The following is a 16,181-nucleotide window of genomic DNA, read 5'->3' on the forward strand; positions in this document are numbered from 1 at the left end:
CCAGCCGGATGCGCGGGGGCGTCATCTGTTCGTTTTCAGGCAATTCGGACGCTAAGCCGTGGCGCATCGCTGCCACGCGTGTTTCCCAGGAGGTCCCGTCATGCGCGAGCCGGTTCTTTCGCTCCGTGGCATCAGCAAACGTTACGGCCCGCTCGAGGTTCTGAAAAGCGTCGATCTCGACGTCTATCCGGGTGAAGTCGTGGCGTTGCTGGGTGAAAACGGGGCGGGCAAGTCCACCCTGTCAGGCATCATCGCCGGTTCCCGCGAGCCGTCAGAAGGAAAGATGACCTGGCTTGGCCAGCCCTATACACCCGCTTCGCCGCGTGAGGCGATAGACAAGGGCATTGTACTCATCCATCAGGAGCTGAAACTTCTGCCGGAGCTTTCCATCGCCGAAAACGTCTTTATCGGCCGCTGGCCGATGAAGAACGGCATCGTCGACCGCGCCGAAATGGTGCGAAGGGCGCAGCAGCAGCTGGCGCGTCTCAATCTGCATATTCCCGCAACCCGCAAGGTTTCGGGCCTTTCGACCGCGAACCAGCAGCTGATCGAAATCGCCAAGGCGCTGGCGCTCGATGCCAAGCTGCTGATCCTCGACGAGCCGACGGCGGCCCTTGGCGGTGCGGAAACCCAGGCCCTGTTCGAGCAGGTTCGCAAGCTGCGCGCAGAGGGCGTAGGCATCATCTATATTTCCCACCGCATGGAAGAGATCAGGCAGATCACCGACCGCATCGTCGTGCTGCGCGACGGTGAGCGGGTGCATGAATTTGAAGACAGCGCGACACCGGTGCGCACCATCGTCGAAAGCATGGTTGGCCGGTCGTTGGAACGCCTGTTCCCGGCGCTGCCCGAACCGCAGGAAAAAACGGTGCTGGAGGTCAAGGGGCTGACTGGCACGGGCAATTCTTTCCGCGACATCAGTTTCGGCGTCCGTGCAGGCGAAATTCTTGGAATTGCCGGGCTGATCGGCGCGGGGCGTACCGAACTGGTGCGTGCCATTTCCGGGGCCGATCCGACCAGTGCGGGCGAGGTTTTGCTCGATGGACAGGTACTGACGCTGAAAAGCCCGGCGGATGCGATTGCGAAGGGCATCGTCATGGTGCCGGAAGACCGCAAGCTTCAAGGGCTGGTTGTCGAGCATGAGATCGGTGAGAACCTGATCTACGCCAATCTCGACCGTGTCGGCACCGGCTGGATAACGCCTAGCATCAAGCGTGCTTTTACGAAGGAGGCAATTGCCAAATTCGGCGTGAAGGGCCGTAGCGAACAGCCTGCCTCGGATCTCTCCGGCGGCAACCAGCAGAAGGTCGTCATCGCCAAATGGCTTGCACGTAACCCGCGCGTGGTTGTGCTGGACGAGCCGACGCGCGGCATCGATGTCGGCGCGCGGGCTGGCATTTACGATATTATCGTCGGTCTGGCCAAAAGCGGCGTTGCCGTCATCGTCGTCAGTTCCGATCTCGAAGAGGTGCTGGGCGTTTCAAACCGTATCCTCGTTCTTGCGCAGGGAAAACAGGCAGGAATCCTCAATCGCGACGAGGCCAACGACGTCTCGGTCATGGAACTGGCAACCATCTGAAGAAGGAAATAGAGAATGTCCACCATCACGCTCAACGCGCCGAAACTCTTCGATCTTTCCGGCCAGGTGGCGTTCGTCACCGGTGCCGGTTCCGGCATCGGCCAGCGGATCGCCATGGGGCTTGCCCAGTCCGGTGCCGATGTCGCGCTGCTTGACCGCCGCACAGATGACGGCCTGGCGCAGACGGCCGATTTCATTGCCAGGGCTGGTCGCAAGTCGATCCAGATCGCCGCCGATGTTACCAGCAAGCAGGCGCTGAGCGAAGCGGTAGCACGCACGCAGGCCGAACTCGGTGCTCTCTCGCTTGCCGTCAATGCCGCCGGCATCGCGAACGCCAATCCTGCCGAGGAGATGGAGGAAAGCCAGTTCCAGACCATGATGGACATCAACCTGAAGGGTGTGTTCCTCTCCTGCCAGGCGCAGGCCCATGCCATGCTGAAGAACGGTCGCGGCGCAATCGTCAACATTGCCTCCATGTCCGGCGTCATCGTCAATCGCGGCCTGATGCAGTGCCACTACAATGCATCGAAGGCTGGCGTCATCCACATGTCCAAATCCATGGCGATGGAATGGGTGGGGCGCGGCATCCGCGTCAACACCATCTCGCCGGGTTACACCGCGACGCCGATGAACACGCGGCCGGAAATGGTGCACCAGACGAAACTGTTCGAAGAGCAGACCCCGATGCAGCGCATGGCGGGCGTCGATGAAATGGTCGGCCCAGCGATCTTCCTGCTGTCAGATGCGGCGAGCTTCGTGACGGGCGTGGACCTTTTGGTAGATGGCGGGTTCTGCTGCTGGTAGGGTTTGCGCGGCAGCGCCGCCCGAATTGATGACCACGTGCAAGAGGTAAGGTGGTCTGCCTTTTGATTTTACGCCCGGCTTTCGCCGGGCGTTTTTTATTCACCGCACAGGCGCGTGAAGACTAGGCAACCTGCTTTTGCGCCACTTCCTCGACAACCTCGCCCTTCAGATAGGCAACGAGGTCCTTGATCGTCACGACGAGCAGACCGTGGCGTTCGGCGAAGATTTCGAGCTGGGGCAGGCGGGCCATGGTGCCGTCGTCATTGGCGACTTCGCAGATGGTGCCGCAGGGGTACTTGCCTGCCAGGCGGCACAGATCGACGGCGGCTTCCGTGTGGCCGGTGCGGCCGAGCACGCCTGTAGGGTTGGCGCGTAGCGGGAAGATATGGCCGGGGCGGGCGAAGTCTTCGGGACGCGAGCCTTCCGACACCAGCGCACGCACGGTTTTTGCCCGGTCTGCAGCGGAAATGCCTGTCGTGGTGCCGGGAATATAGTCCACGGAGACGGTGAAGGCTGTCTTGAGGGATTCGGTATTGCGCGACACCATCAGCGGAATGTCGAGCGCGTCGAGGCGCTCTCCCGGCATGGCGACGCAGATCAGCCCGCGCGCATGGTTCATCATGAATGCGATCTGCTGCGGGGTTATGCTGTCGGACGCGGCGATGATATCGCCTTCGTTTTCGCGGTCTTCGTCGTCAACGACAATTACCATCTCGCCACGGGATATGGCTTCGATTGCGTCTTCAATTTTAGCAATGGTCATTTTCTTTCAAGCCTTTCAAGGGTTATGCCGTTTTGCGGCATTTTCGCGCTTCAAGAAGCGCCAAATATCCCTTGGGCGAACAATGCAATGCGAAGCCCGCTGCACGCGGACGTCTTTTGCCTTGTCCTCTTCCATCCGGACTGTACCGTCGGCTCCGGCCTCTCACCGGATCTGCTGACCTTCCGGCTTTGGAGACCGGAAGCGCTCGCGGGCTCCGGGAAAATCCCGATACCGCCGGTGGGGAATTGCACCCCGCCCTGAGAACATTGCCAACATAAGTTATCAAATGGGGAGGACGCAAGCGGCAATATTTTGCCAGGCTCCGCGCGCGCGAAACGGATATCCCGATTATATTCGAGACCGGGTATTTCATTTCGGAATTAGAATTGTCTGGGGTAAGAGACCAGAAGGCGGCGTTTACGTCGGATCGTGAAACAGCTTATGAAGCTCCCGCTCCAACTGATCTTGCGTATAAGGCTTGCCGAGCCGTGCAACGTCAAGATCAACTCCAGGCGGCAGTTCTGCATAGCCCGAGGCGATGAGTATCGGAAGCTTTGGGACAATATGGCGCACTGCAATTGCCAGATCTCCGCCGGTCATGCCGGGCATTGAATAGTCGGTGATCAGGATGTCAAAGCCGCTTCCGTCTCCCAGATGTTCCAGTGCCTCTTTCCCCGAATGCGCTTCAACGACATCGTGACCGAGGTCCATCAGCATATCGGCTGAGCTCATCGCTATGAGAGGGTCGTCATCCACCAGCAGTATTCGTTTCGGTCCTGAGGCGCTCGCGGTCGGGCCAGCCGAGACCTCAATCGCTGCGGAGTCATTTGTGATTTCGGATGTCGAGATTGGGATCCACAGTTCCGCCCTTGTGCCCTTACCCAGTTCGCTTGTCAGCTTGAGGTCGCCTTTCAACTGGGACGCCAGGCCATGGATCATGGAAAGTCCAAGACCGGTGCCTTTTCCAAGTTCCTTGGTCGAAAAAAACGGCTCGATAGCCTTTAGCAGCGTATCACGATCCATTCCGTGGCCCTGGTCGACGACCGATAGGACGACGTAATTGCCTGCCGCAAGCTCACCGGCCTGGACGTTCTGATGGACATCGTGCAGCCCGATAACGATCTCGCCTCCGTCAGGCATGGCATCACGGGCATTGACAACGAGATTGAGGAGCGCGAGCTCGACCTGGTTGGCGTCGGCCGAGACCAGAGGAAGGTGATCTGGCACGTCAGTTTTGATCACCACGGTCGAGCCGACGGATCTTTTCAGAAGGTCTTCCATTCCGGTAACCAGCGCTCGCATATCGACCGGGTCAATGCGTAGGTCCTGCCTGCGCGAGAAAGCGAGAAGCCGCTGGGTGAGGGAAGCGCCACGTTTTGCGCCCTGTTGGGCACCCTCGATGAGGCGGATTGCCCTTGCGTCATTGCCAACGCACTTTCGCAGCAACTCAAGATTACCGAGGACGGCCATCAGGAGGTTGTTGAAATCGTGCGCCACGCCGCCGGTGAGTTGGCCGATCGCTTCCATCTTCTGGGACTGGCGCAACTGTTGCTCAGCTCGTTCTCGTTGGCTTACCTCTTCCATGACAGTAGCATATGCTTCTTCCAGTTCACGCGTTCGCTCCGCGACGCGCTCTTCCAGAACCTCATTCAACTGCCGTTGATGCTCTTCCGCTTTCAGACGTGAGGTTATGTCGGCCGATACGCCAACAAGCTTGATGGCCTTGCCAGTGCGGTCCCTGTAGAGCTGGGCACGGATCTCCACCCAGTGGGTAGACCCGTCATTCCAGACCGTTCGGTATTCTATCGCGTAGTCGGCGCCCGTTTCTATCGTTGCACGAACAGCCAACTGCATGCGCTCGAAGTCATCAGGATGGACCGATTCCACGAGGTCCGCATAGGAAAACTCTTCGTCGGGACCGCGGCCAAAAATTAATCGACATGTTGCCGAAGTGGTCAGTTCATTGGTTGCAAGATCGAGCTCCCACGTGCCAAGTCGGCCGGCGGCAAGGGCCGTCTGGAGGCGACGCTCGCCTTCATCGAGCGCTTCCATTCTGGCCCGGGCATCGAACTGCCGCCGGCGACCGCGCATGGCCGACCGGGCAACGCTTATGAAAGTCGTCGCATGAAAAGGTCGCTCGACAAAGCTCACATTTCCCAGAACCTCAGAGAGCCTCGCCGCAGTCGGGTTGCGTTCAGGTCCTCCGCCGCGGTTTGTTAGGATAATGAATGGCAGGTCAGACCAACTGGGCTGCGCTGCGATCCAAGCAAAAATCCCTTTCAGGTCCGCTGAACGAAATGCCTCCTCGGTCACCACAGCGAAGGCGGTGTTGTCCCCCAGACCGGCGACAAACGACGCAATATCAGCCACGGTGGTGGAAGATACACCAGCTTCCTTCAGGAGTGACGCTGCAATCGGCGCATCGCGGCCGATCGGAGCATAGACAAGTGCGCGTGTGTCGCCGTTAGGAATTCTTGCTACCCTCCCCGTTGAGAGGAAGAAGCGGGTGTTGATCGCCGACAAAGTTTGGAACGCCGCGAAGGATGCCCTGGAATTCGGAAAGTGGTTCTCCGAGGGTCAGTCCGTCGCCGGATATTCTGAACTCACGGATCGTGTCTTCGTGAGGGCCTGTGCGCTTCTTGATCACTGATACGGCGCGACGCACTTTTCCGAGCGCCTCGAAATATCTCAGAAGGATGACGCTATCTGCCAGATAAGTGACATCGACGGGCGATTTCATGTCCCCGACGAGGCCATGCTGGGCGACCGTCAGGAATGTATTGGCTCCCTGCCTGTTGAGGTACTGTAGCAGTTCGTGCATGTGCAAGATGAGAGCATTCTCTTCCGGCATAGAAGCCTGGTAGCCATTGATGCTGTCGATCACCACTGTCTTGGCATCGAAAGTTGATACCCGGTCGCGCACACGCTGTGCAAATTCCCCCGGTGATAGTTCGGCGGCATCGAGTTGCTCGATGTGGACGTGCCCATCTGCCTGCAGCTTCTCCAAGTCGATACCCATTGATCTGGTGCGTGCGTAAAGGAGACCAAGTTCCTCATCGAAAATGAAGACCGCAGCCCTTTCCCCACGCTCGACTGCGGCGTTGACGAACTGCAGAGCAAACAGGCTCTTTCCGGTTCCAGCAGGGCCGATGAGGAGAGTGCTTGATCCACGCTCCACGCCCCCACCGAGCAGGCCGTCGAATTCGGAAAGACCGCTCGAGAGGGTTGTTCGTTCGAATTCGGTTCTGTGCTCAATCGCGCGAAGACGCGGAAAAACCGCAACGCCACCAGTCTTGATAGTGAAATCATGATAGCCGCCGCGAAACGACTGACCGCGATACTTGATCACTCTCAACCGACGCCGCTCGGAGCCGTAATCGGGAGCAAGCTGTTCGAGATGAATGACACCGTGGACTACGCTATGGACCGTCTTGTCAAAATTTTCCGACGTCATGTCATCAAGCAGCAGCACCGTTGCATCGGAGCGAGCGAAGAAGTGTTTCAATGCGAGGATTTGTCTGCGGTATCGCAACGAACTCTGCGCTAGAAGGCGAATTTCAGAGAGGCTATCAATTACGACGCGCTGGGGTTTGATCCGCTCAAAGGCTTGGAAAATCAGTTTTGTCGTTTCACCCAACTCGAGATCTGAGGAGTAGAGCAGGCTTTGCTGTTGCTCGGCGTCGAGAAGGCTTTCCGGGGGGACGAGTTCAAATATCTCGATCCCGCTACCAATCTCCATGCCATGCGATCTGGCGCAATCGCGCAATTCTTCGTCCGTTTCCGACAGGCTGACGTAAAGGCAGCGCTCGCCGCGTATTTCTCCTTCAATAAGGAACTGCAAAGCAATCGTTGTTTTGCCCGTCCCTGGAGAGCCCTCAAGTAAAAAGACATGCCTGCGCGTAAAGCCACCGGAAAGAACATCATCCAGTCCCTTGACGCCAGTTTCTGCTTTTTGACTTAAAACCTGATGCATGTTTCCTCCGGACTTTCTAAAACATCTAGGGCGCGACCTCAGGAGAATCAAGGGCGTAGCGGCGGGAGTGTCTGAGCCCGGACTGCCAATGGCGCCCGCCTCAGCGCCGCAGCGCGCAGCGTTTGGCGACGGTTGGCACCGTAATTTGCACAGGCCGGAAGCTGACTTCGCAGGGTACGCGTGGCTCTTTCGGGAGTAATCTGCGGAGGTCAGGTCACAAACAGCATGATCTCGATTGCGTCCCCGGGGAAGAAGGTTCTTCTTCCGAAGAATGGATCAACCTTAAGCACTGAAGCAAACCCTCCTCAGTTGCGTGTTTTCAATGGCACGCGCTTTGTGTCCACTCGGACGCCACGGTCTTCGTGATCCGCACCAGCGATCGCTATGAAGATTGGGATGGTAGCGACGATTAGCCAGAACTGCTCTTCCGTTCATCGAGGGTGGCCACGGAAGGCGCTGGCGATGGTGCCGACCTAGTGGTGCCCTTTGCTATGCATAAAAACACCATCGGTGGGTGACACCGAAACGTTGAAAGAGACTTGGCGCGAGAAAGCCCCTGGTTCACGTTTGCGCCGCTCGAGCAACGACTTCAGCGGCCCCGTTTCTGGTTGCCGCTGAACATTCCGCCACGAAATACCTGGACGTTGGGATCGAACGAGAACAAGACGATATCGGTGTCGGTCAATGCCGTTGGATGTTGTTCGAACGAGGTCACGAACACGCTCTCTCCGTCGGAGACCGTCTCGTTTCCAAATCGAATTTTCCCCTTGAAGACAAAGAGCAGGCAAGCCAACCCTGAGTTATCAGCGGTTGGCAATCTCAGCGTCGTGCCTGCGCTGAGGCGCACATCAAAGACCCAGACATCGGATCTTACCGTCAATGGCGCTTTTCGTGGCCCTGCAATCAGTCTCCAGCTATCGTCACTGAATTCATCAACGAAATTATGAAACTGCACCATTGGCTCAAGATTTTGAGCGTTAGGACGCAGGAAAATCTGTAGGGCCCGGACGGGTGTTTCCCCAAGCATAAGCTCTTCATGCTGGAAGTGATGGCCGGCGTTCATCATCATGAAACGTGTCTTGTCGAGCTTTTTCTCGTTTCCGACGGTGTCTCGGTGGAGCATCTCGCCGCCGCGCATGTAGGTCAGTATTTCGTCGTCCTTGTGCGGATGCATTCCTATGAGATGACCCGGCTGAACCTGGGCGCGGTCAATCCTGCCGATGGGACCGATCCCGCTGTCGTCGGTTGTCAGTGACAGCCCCGGATACATGATCTCGACGCCGAAGCCCTGGCCGATATTGCCGCGCATAAGTCCTGCAGGGATTTTGGTGATGGTCATTGGACTGTTTCCTTCGATCTCGGGCGCGGGCGACAGTCGCCCGCGCCGAACACAGCGACTTGCGTTGTCAGTGGTAGTTCAGGATGCCGACGAGCTTCTGGCCGAGCGGGCTCGTCCAGTCGACGGCGAGTTCCGAGATGATCTGGTCGACAGTGGTGATAATTGCGCCTGCCTTTTCCATGCGCCTCAGGGCGATATCGTCGCCGTATTTGGTGTAAGAGGCGGATGCGTCCGCCGAGACCTGCACCTCGTAACCTTCGTCAAGCATCTGGAGGACCGGAAAGGTGACGCAGATTTCCGTGGTCACGCCTGCGACGAACAGCTTCTTGCGGCCGATCGCCTTGACGGCCTGGTTGAAGCCGTCGTGGTGCATGGCGTTGACGATACCCGGGCGCTTGATGCGGGCTTCGAACGCCTCGGGCAGGATTTCCTTGAGTTCCGGAATCAGCGGCCCCTGGATTTGTTCTTCCATGCTGGACGTCAGGATGGTCGGGATGTTGGCGGCTTTGGCGATCCGGGCAAGCTTGAGTGCGTTCTGCTTGACCAGGTTGATGTCGTGTGAGTGGGTCCAGGCCATCGTGCCGATCTGATGGTCGATCAGCAGCATGGCGGAATTCTCGGGAGTAAAGACGTCCTTATGCATTGTCGTATTCCTTTTTGCGTTGTCGGCGGCTGTCGGGTTGGATTTAGGTCCGCTCGATGAGTGGAATTTAGCGTTGCGATAGACGGCACGGTAGCTCTAGGATGAGCCACTCTGTGGAACGGAAAATGGAACGCAATAATGGTCAGCTTCGAAGATATGCAGACTTTCGTTGAGGTTGCCGATGGCGGCGGGATCACGGTTGCGGCGCGACGTCTCGGATTGCCGAAATCCATCGTCAGCCGTCGCCTCGTTCGTCTCGAGAGCGAGCTGGGCGTCCAGCTCCTCGCCCGGACCACACGAGGTGCGTCGCTGACGGAGGCTGGAGCGTCGTTTCGCGAGCATGCCGCGCGCATGTGCCTGGAAATGGAGGTTGCGCGCGAGGAGATGGCGCCGACCGGGGAGCTTCGGGGACGGCTGCGCGTCGCCGTTCCGTCATCCTTCGGTCCGCGGCATTTTGCGCCAGCGCTCGCCGAACTGGCCCGCCAGCATCCGCTCTTGCAGCTCCATGCGCACTACAGCGACCGTTACGTCGATCTGGTGGCGGAAGGCTTTGATTGCGGGATACGTGTCGGTTATCTGCAGGACTCGAACCTGACGGCAAGGAAGATCGGTGCATTCGCGGCTGGATTGTTTGCCAACCCCGAATACCTCCGGAACCATGGCGTCCCGCGAAAGCCTTCCGATCTGCTTGAACATCAGGCGATCCTGCAGGGCACCGAGAGCTGGAAGGTTTCCGATGGCAGCCGAACCATCGTCATCAATGCGCAGGGAAGGTTCAAGGCGGATAGTGCCCTTGGCATTGCCGAAGGGACGGCAGCCGGACTGGGCATCGCTGCACTGCCGGTTGTGATCGCGGAAAGCTATGTTGCCGCAGGGACGCTTGTGCCGATTATGTCGGACTACGGCCTGCCGGAGATCGGCGTTTACATCGTGCGTCCGCCAGGATCGCACGTGTCCCGGAAGGTCAGAGTGCTAATCGACTTCTTCGTGCAGCGCTTCGCGGCGAAGCCCGGTCCCTGACGAGGTCGACCGGTCATGCCTTCGTGGATTGACAGCGACCCTGGAAGGAAACTCCCCAGTCGCGCATCGCCATCAGCACGGGGGCCAGCGTTTTTCCGAATTCGGTGAGGGAATATTCGACGCGCGGAGGGACCTCGGCAAAGACCTCGCGGCTCACGATCCCGTCGGCCTCTAGTTCGCGGAGCTGCATCGTGAGCGAGCGCTGGCTTGGATCGCCGACCAGGCGGCGCAGCTCTCCAAACCGGTACGGACCGTCGAGTAGACGATAGATGATCATCGGCTTCCACTTGCCGCCCGTGACATCGACGGTAACTTCTACCGGGCATTTTGGGCCAACAGCCATTCAGTTCTCCATTAGTGTACTTTTTATTCCTATAGGCAAAACTGTTGCCTACTTGCAAGTTTGCCTGTGTCACGCCCAGATGGAAGCCACATTTAGGAGAGGTGTGTTATGCGAGCTGCGTTCTACGAACGGCAAGGAACTGCGAGAGAAGTATTGACCGTTGGCGAGCTTCCCGATCCCCAGCCCGGGGCGGGGGAAGTCCGGGTCAGGATCGTGGTCTCGGGCATCAATCCTTCGGACATCAAGACGCGTGTCGGCTTCGGCGGTAAGGCCATGCCATTTCCCAGAATCGTTCCGCATCAGGACGGGTCGGGCGTCATCGACAGTGTCGGCCCCGGCGTGTCGCAGGAACGTATAGGCGAGCGGGTGTGGGTTTACATGGCCCAGACGGGGAGGGCGTTCGGGACGGCTGCGGAATTCGTCGTGGTGCCGTCGAGGCAGGCAGTCAGGCTGGCCGACAACGTGCCCTTCGGGGTCGGTGCGTCGTTCGGCGTCCCCGCGATGACGGCGCATCGATGCCTGTTTGCCGATACAGACCTGCGAGGTAAGCGGGTTCTCGTGCAGGGTGGCGCCGGTGCGGTCGGCAACGCCGCCATTCTTCTTGCAAAGTGGGCAGGGGCGTGGGTGGCGGCAACGGTGAGCCGCGACGAACAGGCAGACGTTGCCCGCGCAGCCGGAGCCGATCTCGTCGTCAACAGGCATGCCGGTGATGTTGCTGTGAAAATAAGGTCGGCGACCGATGGTCACGGCGTCGACCGTATCGTCGACGTGGACATCTCCGCCAACATCGATACGGCAATCGCCTGCCTTGCGCGTGACGGGGGCGTGTCGGCTTACTCCACGGGATCGCCGCAAGCCAGGCTCTCGATCCCGTTCTTTCCGGCGCTCGTTGGTGGCTTTTCTTTCCGTTTCGTCTACGTCTATACGATGCCGGAAACAGCGATGCGCGATGCTGTCGAGGAAGTCTCGGCCTGCGCGGCTTCGGGAGCCTACGTTCCCAAGATCGCCGTAACGCTCGGGCTTGATCAGATTGCCGAGGCCCATGAACTGCAGGAAAGCGGCAAGGCCATTGGCAAGATTCTGATTGGTTTTTGATCTGCCCGCTGCGCCCGGATCAGTTCAGGAGACGGTTCTCACGCAGGCGGGCAACTGCCATGTCAACGAAAGCCCGCACCTTTGCGGGTGCATTCCGACCCTCTGGATGCATGATGTGGATAGGCAGGGGCGGCTCTTCAAACTCGCTGAGCACGATCTGAAGGTCGCCCGCCATAAGGTCAGGGCCTATCTGGTAGTTCAGCACGCGCGTCAGTCCCCAGCCCTCGCGTGCGGAGGTTATGGCCGCTTCGTTGGTGTTGCACTGAAGAGCAGCGTCTATCGTCACGCGGAAATCGTCGGAAAAGCGCCATTCAGGGGAGGCCCAGGCGCTGGTGGACGCCGCGATGCGATGATCCCTGAGGTCGGATGGCGTTGTCGGAATGCCATGTCGGTCAAAGTATGCCGGTGAACCACACACGACACGCCTGACGCTCCCGACCTTTATGGCGGAGAGGCCGGAGTCGGGGAGGTGACCAATGCGGACAGCGACATCGATGCCTTCATCGACAATATTGACAGGCCGGTCGATAAACAGGGTTCGCGCCTTCATGGTTGGAAATGCGTCCAGAAAGCCCGTCACGACGGGCAGCACATACATCTGCCCGAACATGACCGAAGCAGTTACGGATAGGGTGCCTGTCGGTGTAGCGTAGGAGCCTCCCGCTGCCGCCTCTGCTTCAGCAATGTCTGACAAAATCTTGCGGCAGTCCTCGAAATACCGGGCACCCGCCTCGGTCATTTTTACCGAACGGGTCGTTCGCACGAACAGGCGTGCTCCGATGATATCTTCCAGGGCTGCAACAGACCGTGTGACGGCAGGAGCACTCATGTGCATCTGGCGGGCGGTATCTGCGAAACTTTCGGTCTCCGCTACTTTCACGAAAATCCGCATTGCCTGCCAACGATCCATCCGGTCCCCCATGCCCTCGATACGGTGTCCATAGTAGAATCCTGGACGACAAGACCGCAAGCCGTCCGCGGCATGGATTAGCTGCCAGCGACCTGTCGGTTGGCAGCAGCAAGGTGCTCGATTTCGACGCAGCTTCGCTCACAAAGGCCAGCGGCGCTTGCACGTGCACGTGTGTGCTCATTGACCGCGAGCGCAAACGCTATGGCCCGCGCTATTTTCAGATCGAAGCTCAGGCCACGGCGTGCCAGATCGATTTCCGCACCCGTCAGCCCAAGCGCACGGCTATCGTCTTCCTGCTTGCGCTTCCGCGACAGGTCGCCGCTCGATGCGGTAAGAGCGAGTTCAACGGACACTCGAACTCGCTCGTTGAGTTTGAACGACGGCATTGACGAGGCCAACGGACCGACGCCCGGCTCAAAAGCCGAAGTCGCTGAGACCGGGATGGTCGTCAGGCCTTCGGCCGAGCGGCCAGTGAAACCTGCGGTCGGCTTCAGCGATCGGGTGTTCGTTGATGCTGGCGTGACGCGCCCGCATCAGGCCGTCTTCGGCAAACTCCCAATTCTCGTTCCCGTAGGCCCGGAACCACTGGCCGCTGTCATCATGATATTCGTAGGCGTAGCGCACCGCGATCCTGTTGCCCGTGAATGCCCAGAGTTCCTTGATCAGGCGGTAGTCGAGTTCCCTGTTCCACTTGCGGCCCAGAAAGGCCTCGGCTTCATCGCGGCTCGTTACGAATTCGGCACGGTTGCGCCAGCGAGTATCCACCGTGTAGGCGAGCGCTACCCTCGCAGGATCGCGGCTGTTCCAGCCATCTTCCGCAAGGCGGACCTTTTCGATGGCGCTCTGTTCAGTGAAAGGGGGAAGCGGGGGACGGGACATTGTGATGGCTCCAGGTTTCGTAAGGGGGAGGGAAGGATGACGGCTCTCGTGTCACCCCGTCCTGAATGTCATGCCGCAAGACGATCGATACGCGGGAAATCGATCTCGGTATCGAGGGCTTCGTTGACGTAGTTTGTAAAGGTATTGAGCGCGACATGCGCAATGATCTCGACGATTTCCGCGTCGCTGTAGCCGGCGTCCCGAACTTTTACGATTTCCCCTGGTGCCACCGAGCCACGCGCGGTCGTCAGGGCGCGGGCGAATTCGACGGCTGCCGCAGCCTTGGCGTCGTTCGATGTTCCGCGGCGGTTCGAAGCGATCTCCGCTTCATCGAGCTTGGCGAACTTCGCTCCGGTGAAGGTGTGCGCCGAAAGGCAGTAGTCACAACCGTTGGCTTCGGCCATAGCCAGGGCGATCCTTTCCCGAGTGGCGGGTGCAAGCTTGCCCTTGCCGAGCGCACCCTGCAACGAGGCGAGGCCGCTGAGGGCCGCTGGGCTGTTGGAGACGAGGCGGAAGATATTCGGCACCGAGCCGATCTGCTTCTGGATGGTCTCCAGGATCGGCCGTGAGGCTTCGGGCGCCTCCTCAATCGTGGCGGGGGTAGGAATGCGTGACATGGTATTCTCCTTTAATGGTTTTGAGAGACGTCGCTCTCTGATCCTCAAGATGATTGGTAACCGGTTGTTGTTGAACGTCGAAAAGCAGGAAGGGACTGTTGCGTCAGGCGTAGTAATGTTGGTTTAGACGGCGATCTGGATGCCGCCTTCCTGGCTCGCTGGAACGGCACAGCAAAGGAGGATCTCGTCATCGTCAACCTTCGCTGTCGGCTCCTTCAGGTACGTCACAGCGCCTTTGACGAGTTTTGTTTTGCACGTACCGCAATTGCCTTCACGGCAACTGAACTCGGGCTGAAGACCGCGTGCTTCTGCAAGTTCCAGCAGCGTTCCGGAGCCGGGTGCCCAGCGGGCCTCCTTCAGCGAGTTCGTGAATATGACAGGCACCGGCTTGTCGGACGGCAGCGCACGCGAAGGGGTGGCCCTGGCATCTTTGGCGCCTACAGACCGAACCAGCGACGAGGGCCCGAACGCTTCCGCGTGGATACGATCGTCTGCGATGTTGTAGCCGCGTAAACCGTCATAGAGCGCCTGCGTAAACTGCGGCGGACCACACAGATAGAAGTCGTAGTCGTTGAACGGCAGATGCTTGGTGAGCATAGCCATGTCGATACGGCCTGCAGTATCGTAGTCGGAGCCCTCTGTGGCATCGCCGATGTCGCTGAGAACTCGCACTAACCGGACCACGCCCTTGGCCGCAGCCACGAGTTCGGCGATCTCCTTGTCGAAAGGTCGCTCGGCTTTCGTGCGGGCAGCGTGGAACAACGTGATCGGCCGGATTCGCTGTTTGCGAATTCCCTCGTAGACGACATGACGGAGCATGGCGAGCAGCGGCGTGATGCCGACACCACCGGCAAGGAGCACTGCAGGGCGCGTGGCACGGGCGTCAACACCGAACTCCCCTGCGGGGGGCCGCGCCTCAATCACGTCGCCAACGGAGATGCTGTCGTGCAGAAACTGCGACACGAGCCCATCGCGTTTGACACTGATGCGGTAGATGCCATCGGACGGTGCGACAGACAGGGTGTAGGTCCTGACAACAGGCCGCTCGCTTCCCGGCAGCACCAGCCGGATCGGGAGGTGCTGCCCGGCAGCATGCGGCAGCAACCCCGCGCCGTCGCTTGGCTGGAGATGGATCGAGCGGATCGTCGTGCTTTCCTCGACGATCCTGGTGACCGTCATCGACCGCCATGTGTCTGAAAGTCCGGTGGCACGCATCCGGTCTGCTGCCTGCGCCCAGTTCCCGGTCATCAGAGAATTCGGCGACCATCCATCCTTCTGGAATGCCCAGCGGATTGCGAGTGCATTCGGTCTCCGGACGATCCGGGTTGGCCTGAACGTCCAGAGCCGTTCCGCGCCCTGGAAGGCCGCAATCTCGGGTGATTCCAGGATGACGTCGGCTTCGCCTGTCATCTGCAGCACATCGCCCGTCGCGAAGTCTACGAAGAGCAGACCTGCTTTCTTGTTCAGCAGAATATTCCCCAGTGTCGAGAAGAAAAGGTTTCCGTCGAAATCGGGAATTGTGAGAACGTCATCATCGCCAACGCGGACGAAGCCGGCATTCCCGCCGCGATGCGAAACGTCAACCTGGCGCCTGTCTTCGCGGTCGACATAGGAGGCAACGAAGAACGCGTCCGCAGTCTTGATCGTGGAGCGAGCAAGGTCGTCAAGCTCGGACAGGTCTTCACGCTGGTTCTGGCTTGGTTGGCCGGGTGCCCTCTCGAATTGGAAATCCCGCAATTGTATGTAGCGCGGGCAGTTGCCGAAGCTCTGATCCACATCGATCCGATAACCGTTCGCTGCGGTGGAGACAAAGCCGTTCATGCGATTGCGGCGACGCGTGTGCATCTCGATGCCGAGCAGGCCGATCGGTTTGCCGTCCGCCATTCCTTCGCTGGCGGGGTCGCTTGGCTCCAAGGTAGAGCGGATATCGAGCGTGGTCGGCGTAGGAGAGGACATGAAGCCGGGTCGGCCCTCGACAAAAGTGGCCCATGCGTCATCGTGGCCATCCACACTGCCAAGGACGATGAACGGGAGCTGGGCATAGAAGTCCCGATGCTGATCCGGCATGAAATCGCGAACGACCCGCTGGCCGACGACCTCCATACGCTCGGCGACACCGACTTTTTCCTGGATGAACTTCTCGCCTTCGTGCCATGTCGGCAGTTTTGTCAAAGTGTCGGTCATGTCAGCTCTCCTAAGAAGGGATCGGGCACGCT

General features: G+C 59.2%; 15 protein-coding genes and 1 riboswitch. Of the genes, 4 read left to right on the plus strand and 11 right to left on the minus strand.

All coding sequences use genetic code 11. The annotated features are described in order from the left end of the window. Nucleotides 1-100 precede the first annotated feature (100 nt). Both FB593_RS21655 and FB593_RS21660 read left to right on the plus strand, forming a co-directional pair. Complete coding sequence (locus FB593_RS21655; RefSeq protein ID WP_065704005.1) at nucleotides 101-1,579, plus strand: sugar ABC transporter ATP-binding protein; 1,479 nt, start codon at nucleotides 101-103, stop codon at nucleotides 1,577-1,579. Nucleotides 1,580-1,594: 15 nt separating this feature from the next. Beyond that, nucleotides 1,595-2,383, plus strand: a complete 789-nt coding sequence (locus tag FB593_RS21660; RefSeq protein ID WP_145166946.1) for an SDR family oxidoreductase — start codon at nucleotides 1,595-1,597, stop codon at nucleotides 2,381-2,383. Nucleotides 2,384-2,504: 121 nt separating this feature from the next. On the opposite strand, the gene ribB is transcribed toward FB593_RS21660, so the two are convergent. From ribB to FB593_RS21685, 5 genes are all read right to left on the minus strand, one after another. Next, the gene (ribB, locus tag FB593_RS21665) at nucleotides 2,505-3,146 is read right to left on the minus strand and encodes a 3,4-dihydroxy-2-butanone-4-phosphate synthase (protein WP_145166947.1); all 642 of its coding nucleotides are present in this window, start codon (nucleotides 3,144-3,146) and stop codon (nucleotides 2,505-2,507) included. A gap of 119 nt (nucleotides 3,147-3,265) precedes the next feature. Beyond that, nucleotides 3,266-3,415: riboswitch (FMN riboswitch) on the minus strand. A gap of 148 nt (nucleotides 3,416-3,563) precedes the next feature. Then, entirely contained in the window at nucleotides 3,564-5,669 is a 2,106-nt protein-coding gene (locus FB593_RS21670; protein WP_321186295.1) for a hybrid sensor histidine kinase/response regulator, read from the minus strand. Further along, nucleotides 5,611-7,119 (minus strand): ATPase domain-containing protein, encoded by a 1,509-nt coding sequence (locus FB593_RS21675; RefSeq protein ID WP_145166948.1) that lies wholly within the window; start codon nucleotides 7,117-7,119, stop codon nucleotides 5,611-5,613. Before FB593_RS21675 ends, FB593_RS21670 begins: the two co-directional genes overlap by 59 nt. A gap of 589 nt (nucleotides 7,120-7,708) precedes the next feature. Beyond that, nucleotides 7,709-8,458: a pirin family protein gene (locus FB593_RS21680; protein ID WP_145166949.1), complete on the minus strand. Its 750-nt coding sequence runs from the start codon at nucleotides 8,456-8,458 to the stop codon at nucleotides 7,709-7,711. Nucleotides 8,459-8,525: 67 nt separating this feature from the next. Then, entirely contained in the window at nucleotides 8,526-9,101 is a 576-nt protein-coding gene (locus FB593_RS21685; protein WP_003526149.1) for an isochorismatase family protein, read from the minus strand. A 138-nt stretch (nucleotides 9,102-9,239) separates the two neighbouring features. On the opposite strand from FB593_RS21685, the gene FB593_RS21690 reads away from it, so the two are divergent. Then, nucleotides 9,240-10,121, plus strand: a complete 882-nt coding sequence (locus FB593_RS21690; protein ID WP_065662786.1) for a LysR family transcriptional regulator — start codon at nucleotides 9,240-9,242, stop codon at nucleotides 10,119-10,121. Between the two features lie 13 nt (nucleotides 10,122-10,134). On the opposite strand, the gene FB593_RS21695 is transcribed toward FB593_RS21690, so the two are convergent. Further along, complete coding sequence (locus FB593_RS21695) at nucleotides 10,135-10,464, minus strand: winged helix-turn-helix transcriptional regulator (protein WP_003517048.1); 330 nt, start codon at nucleotides 10,462-10,464, stop codon at nucleotides 10,135-10,137. 108 nt (nucleotides 10,465-10,572) lie between these two features. On the opposite strand from FB593_RS21695, the gene FB593_RS21700 reads away from it, so the two are divergent. Further along, nucleotides 10,573-11,559 (plus strand): NADPH:quinone reductase, encoded by a 987-nt coding sequence (locus FB593_RS21700; RefSeq protein ID WP_121557757.1) that lies wholly within the window; start codon nucleotides 10,573-10,575, stop codon nucleotides 11,557-11,559. A 19-nt stretch (nucleotides 11,560-11,578) separates the two neighbouring features. On the opposite strand, the gene FB593_RS21705 is transcribed toward FB593_RS21700, so the two are convergent. The 5 genes from FB593_RS21705 to FB593_RS21725 all read right to left on the minus strand — a co-directional run bounded on the left by FB593_RS21705 (nucleotide 11,579) and on the right by FB593_RS21725 (nucleotide 16,149). After that, the gene (locus FB593_RS21705; RefSeq protein WP_003517041.1) at nucleotides 11,579-12,469 is read right to left on the minus strand and encodes a LysR family transcriptional regulator; all 891 of its coding nucleotides are present in this window, start codon (nucleotides 12,467-12,469) and stop codon (nucleotides 11,579-11,581) included. A gap of 77 nt (nucleotides 12,470-12,546) precedes the next feature. Continuing rightward, nucleotides 12,547-12,822, minus strand: coding sequence for a hypothetical protein (locus FB593_RS21710; protein WP_003517039.1), 276 nt, complete (start codon nucleotides 12,820-12,822; stop codon nucleotides 12,547-12,549). Nucleotides 12,823-12,883: 61 nt separating this feature from the next. Next, complete coding sequence (locus FB593_RS21715; RefSeq protein WP_003517037.1) at nucleotides 12,884-13,348, minus strand: DUF1348 family protein; 465 nt, start codon at nucleotides 13,346-13,348, stop codon at nucleotides 12,884-12,886. 68 nt (nucleotides 13,349-13,416) lie between these two features. Continuing rightward, on the minus strand, nucleotides 13,417-13,965 hold the full coding sequence (locus FB593_RS21720) for a carboxymuconolactone decarboxylase family protein (RefSeq protein WP_003517035.1): 549 nt from the start codon (nucleotides 13,963-13,965) through the stop codon (nucleotides 13,417-13,419). Nucleotides 13,966-14,088: 123 nt separating this feature from the next. After that, on the minus strand, nucleotides 14,089-16,149 hold the full coding sequence (locus FB593_RS21725) for a pyridoxamine 5'-phosphate oxidase family protein (protein ID WP_145166950.1): 2,061 nt from the start codon (nucleotides 16,147-16,149) through the stop codon (nucleotides 14,089-14,091). Between the last annotated feature and the right edge of the window lie 32 nt (nucleotides 16,150-16,181).

This window comes from Rhizobium sp. SJZ105, assembly GCF_007828365.1.
Lineage (GTDB): Bacteria > Pseudomonadota > Alphaproteobacteria > Rhizobiales > Rhizobiaceae > Agrobacterium > Agrobacterium tumefaciens.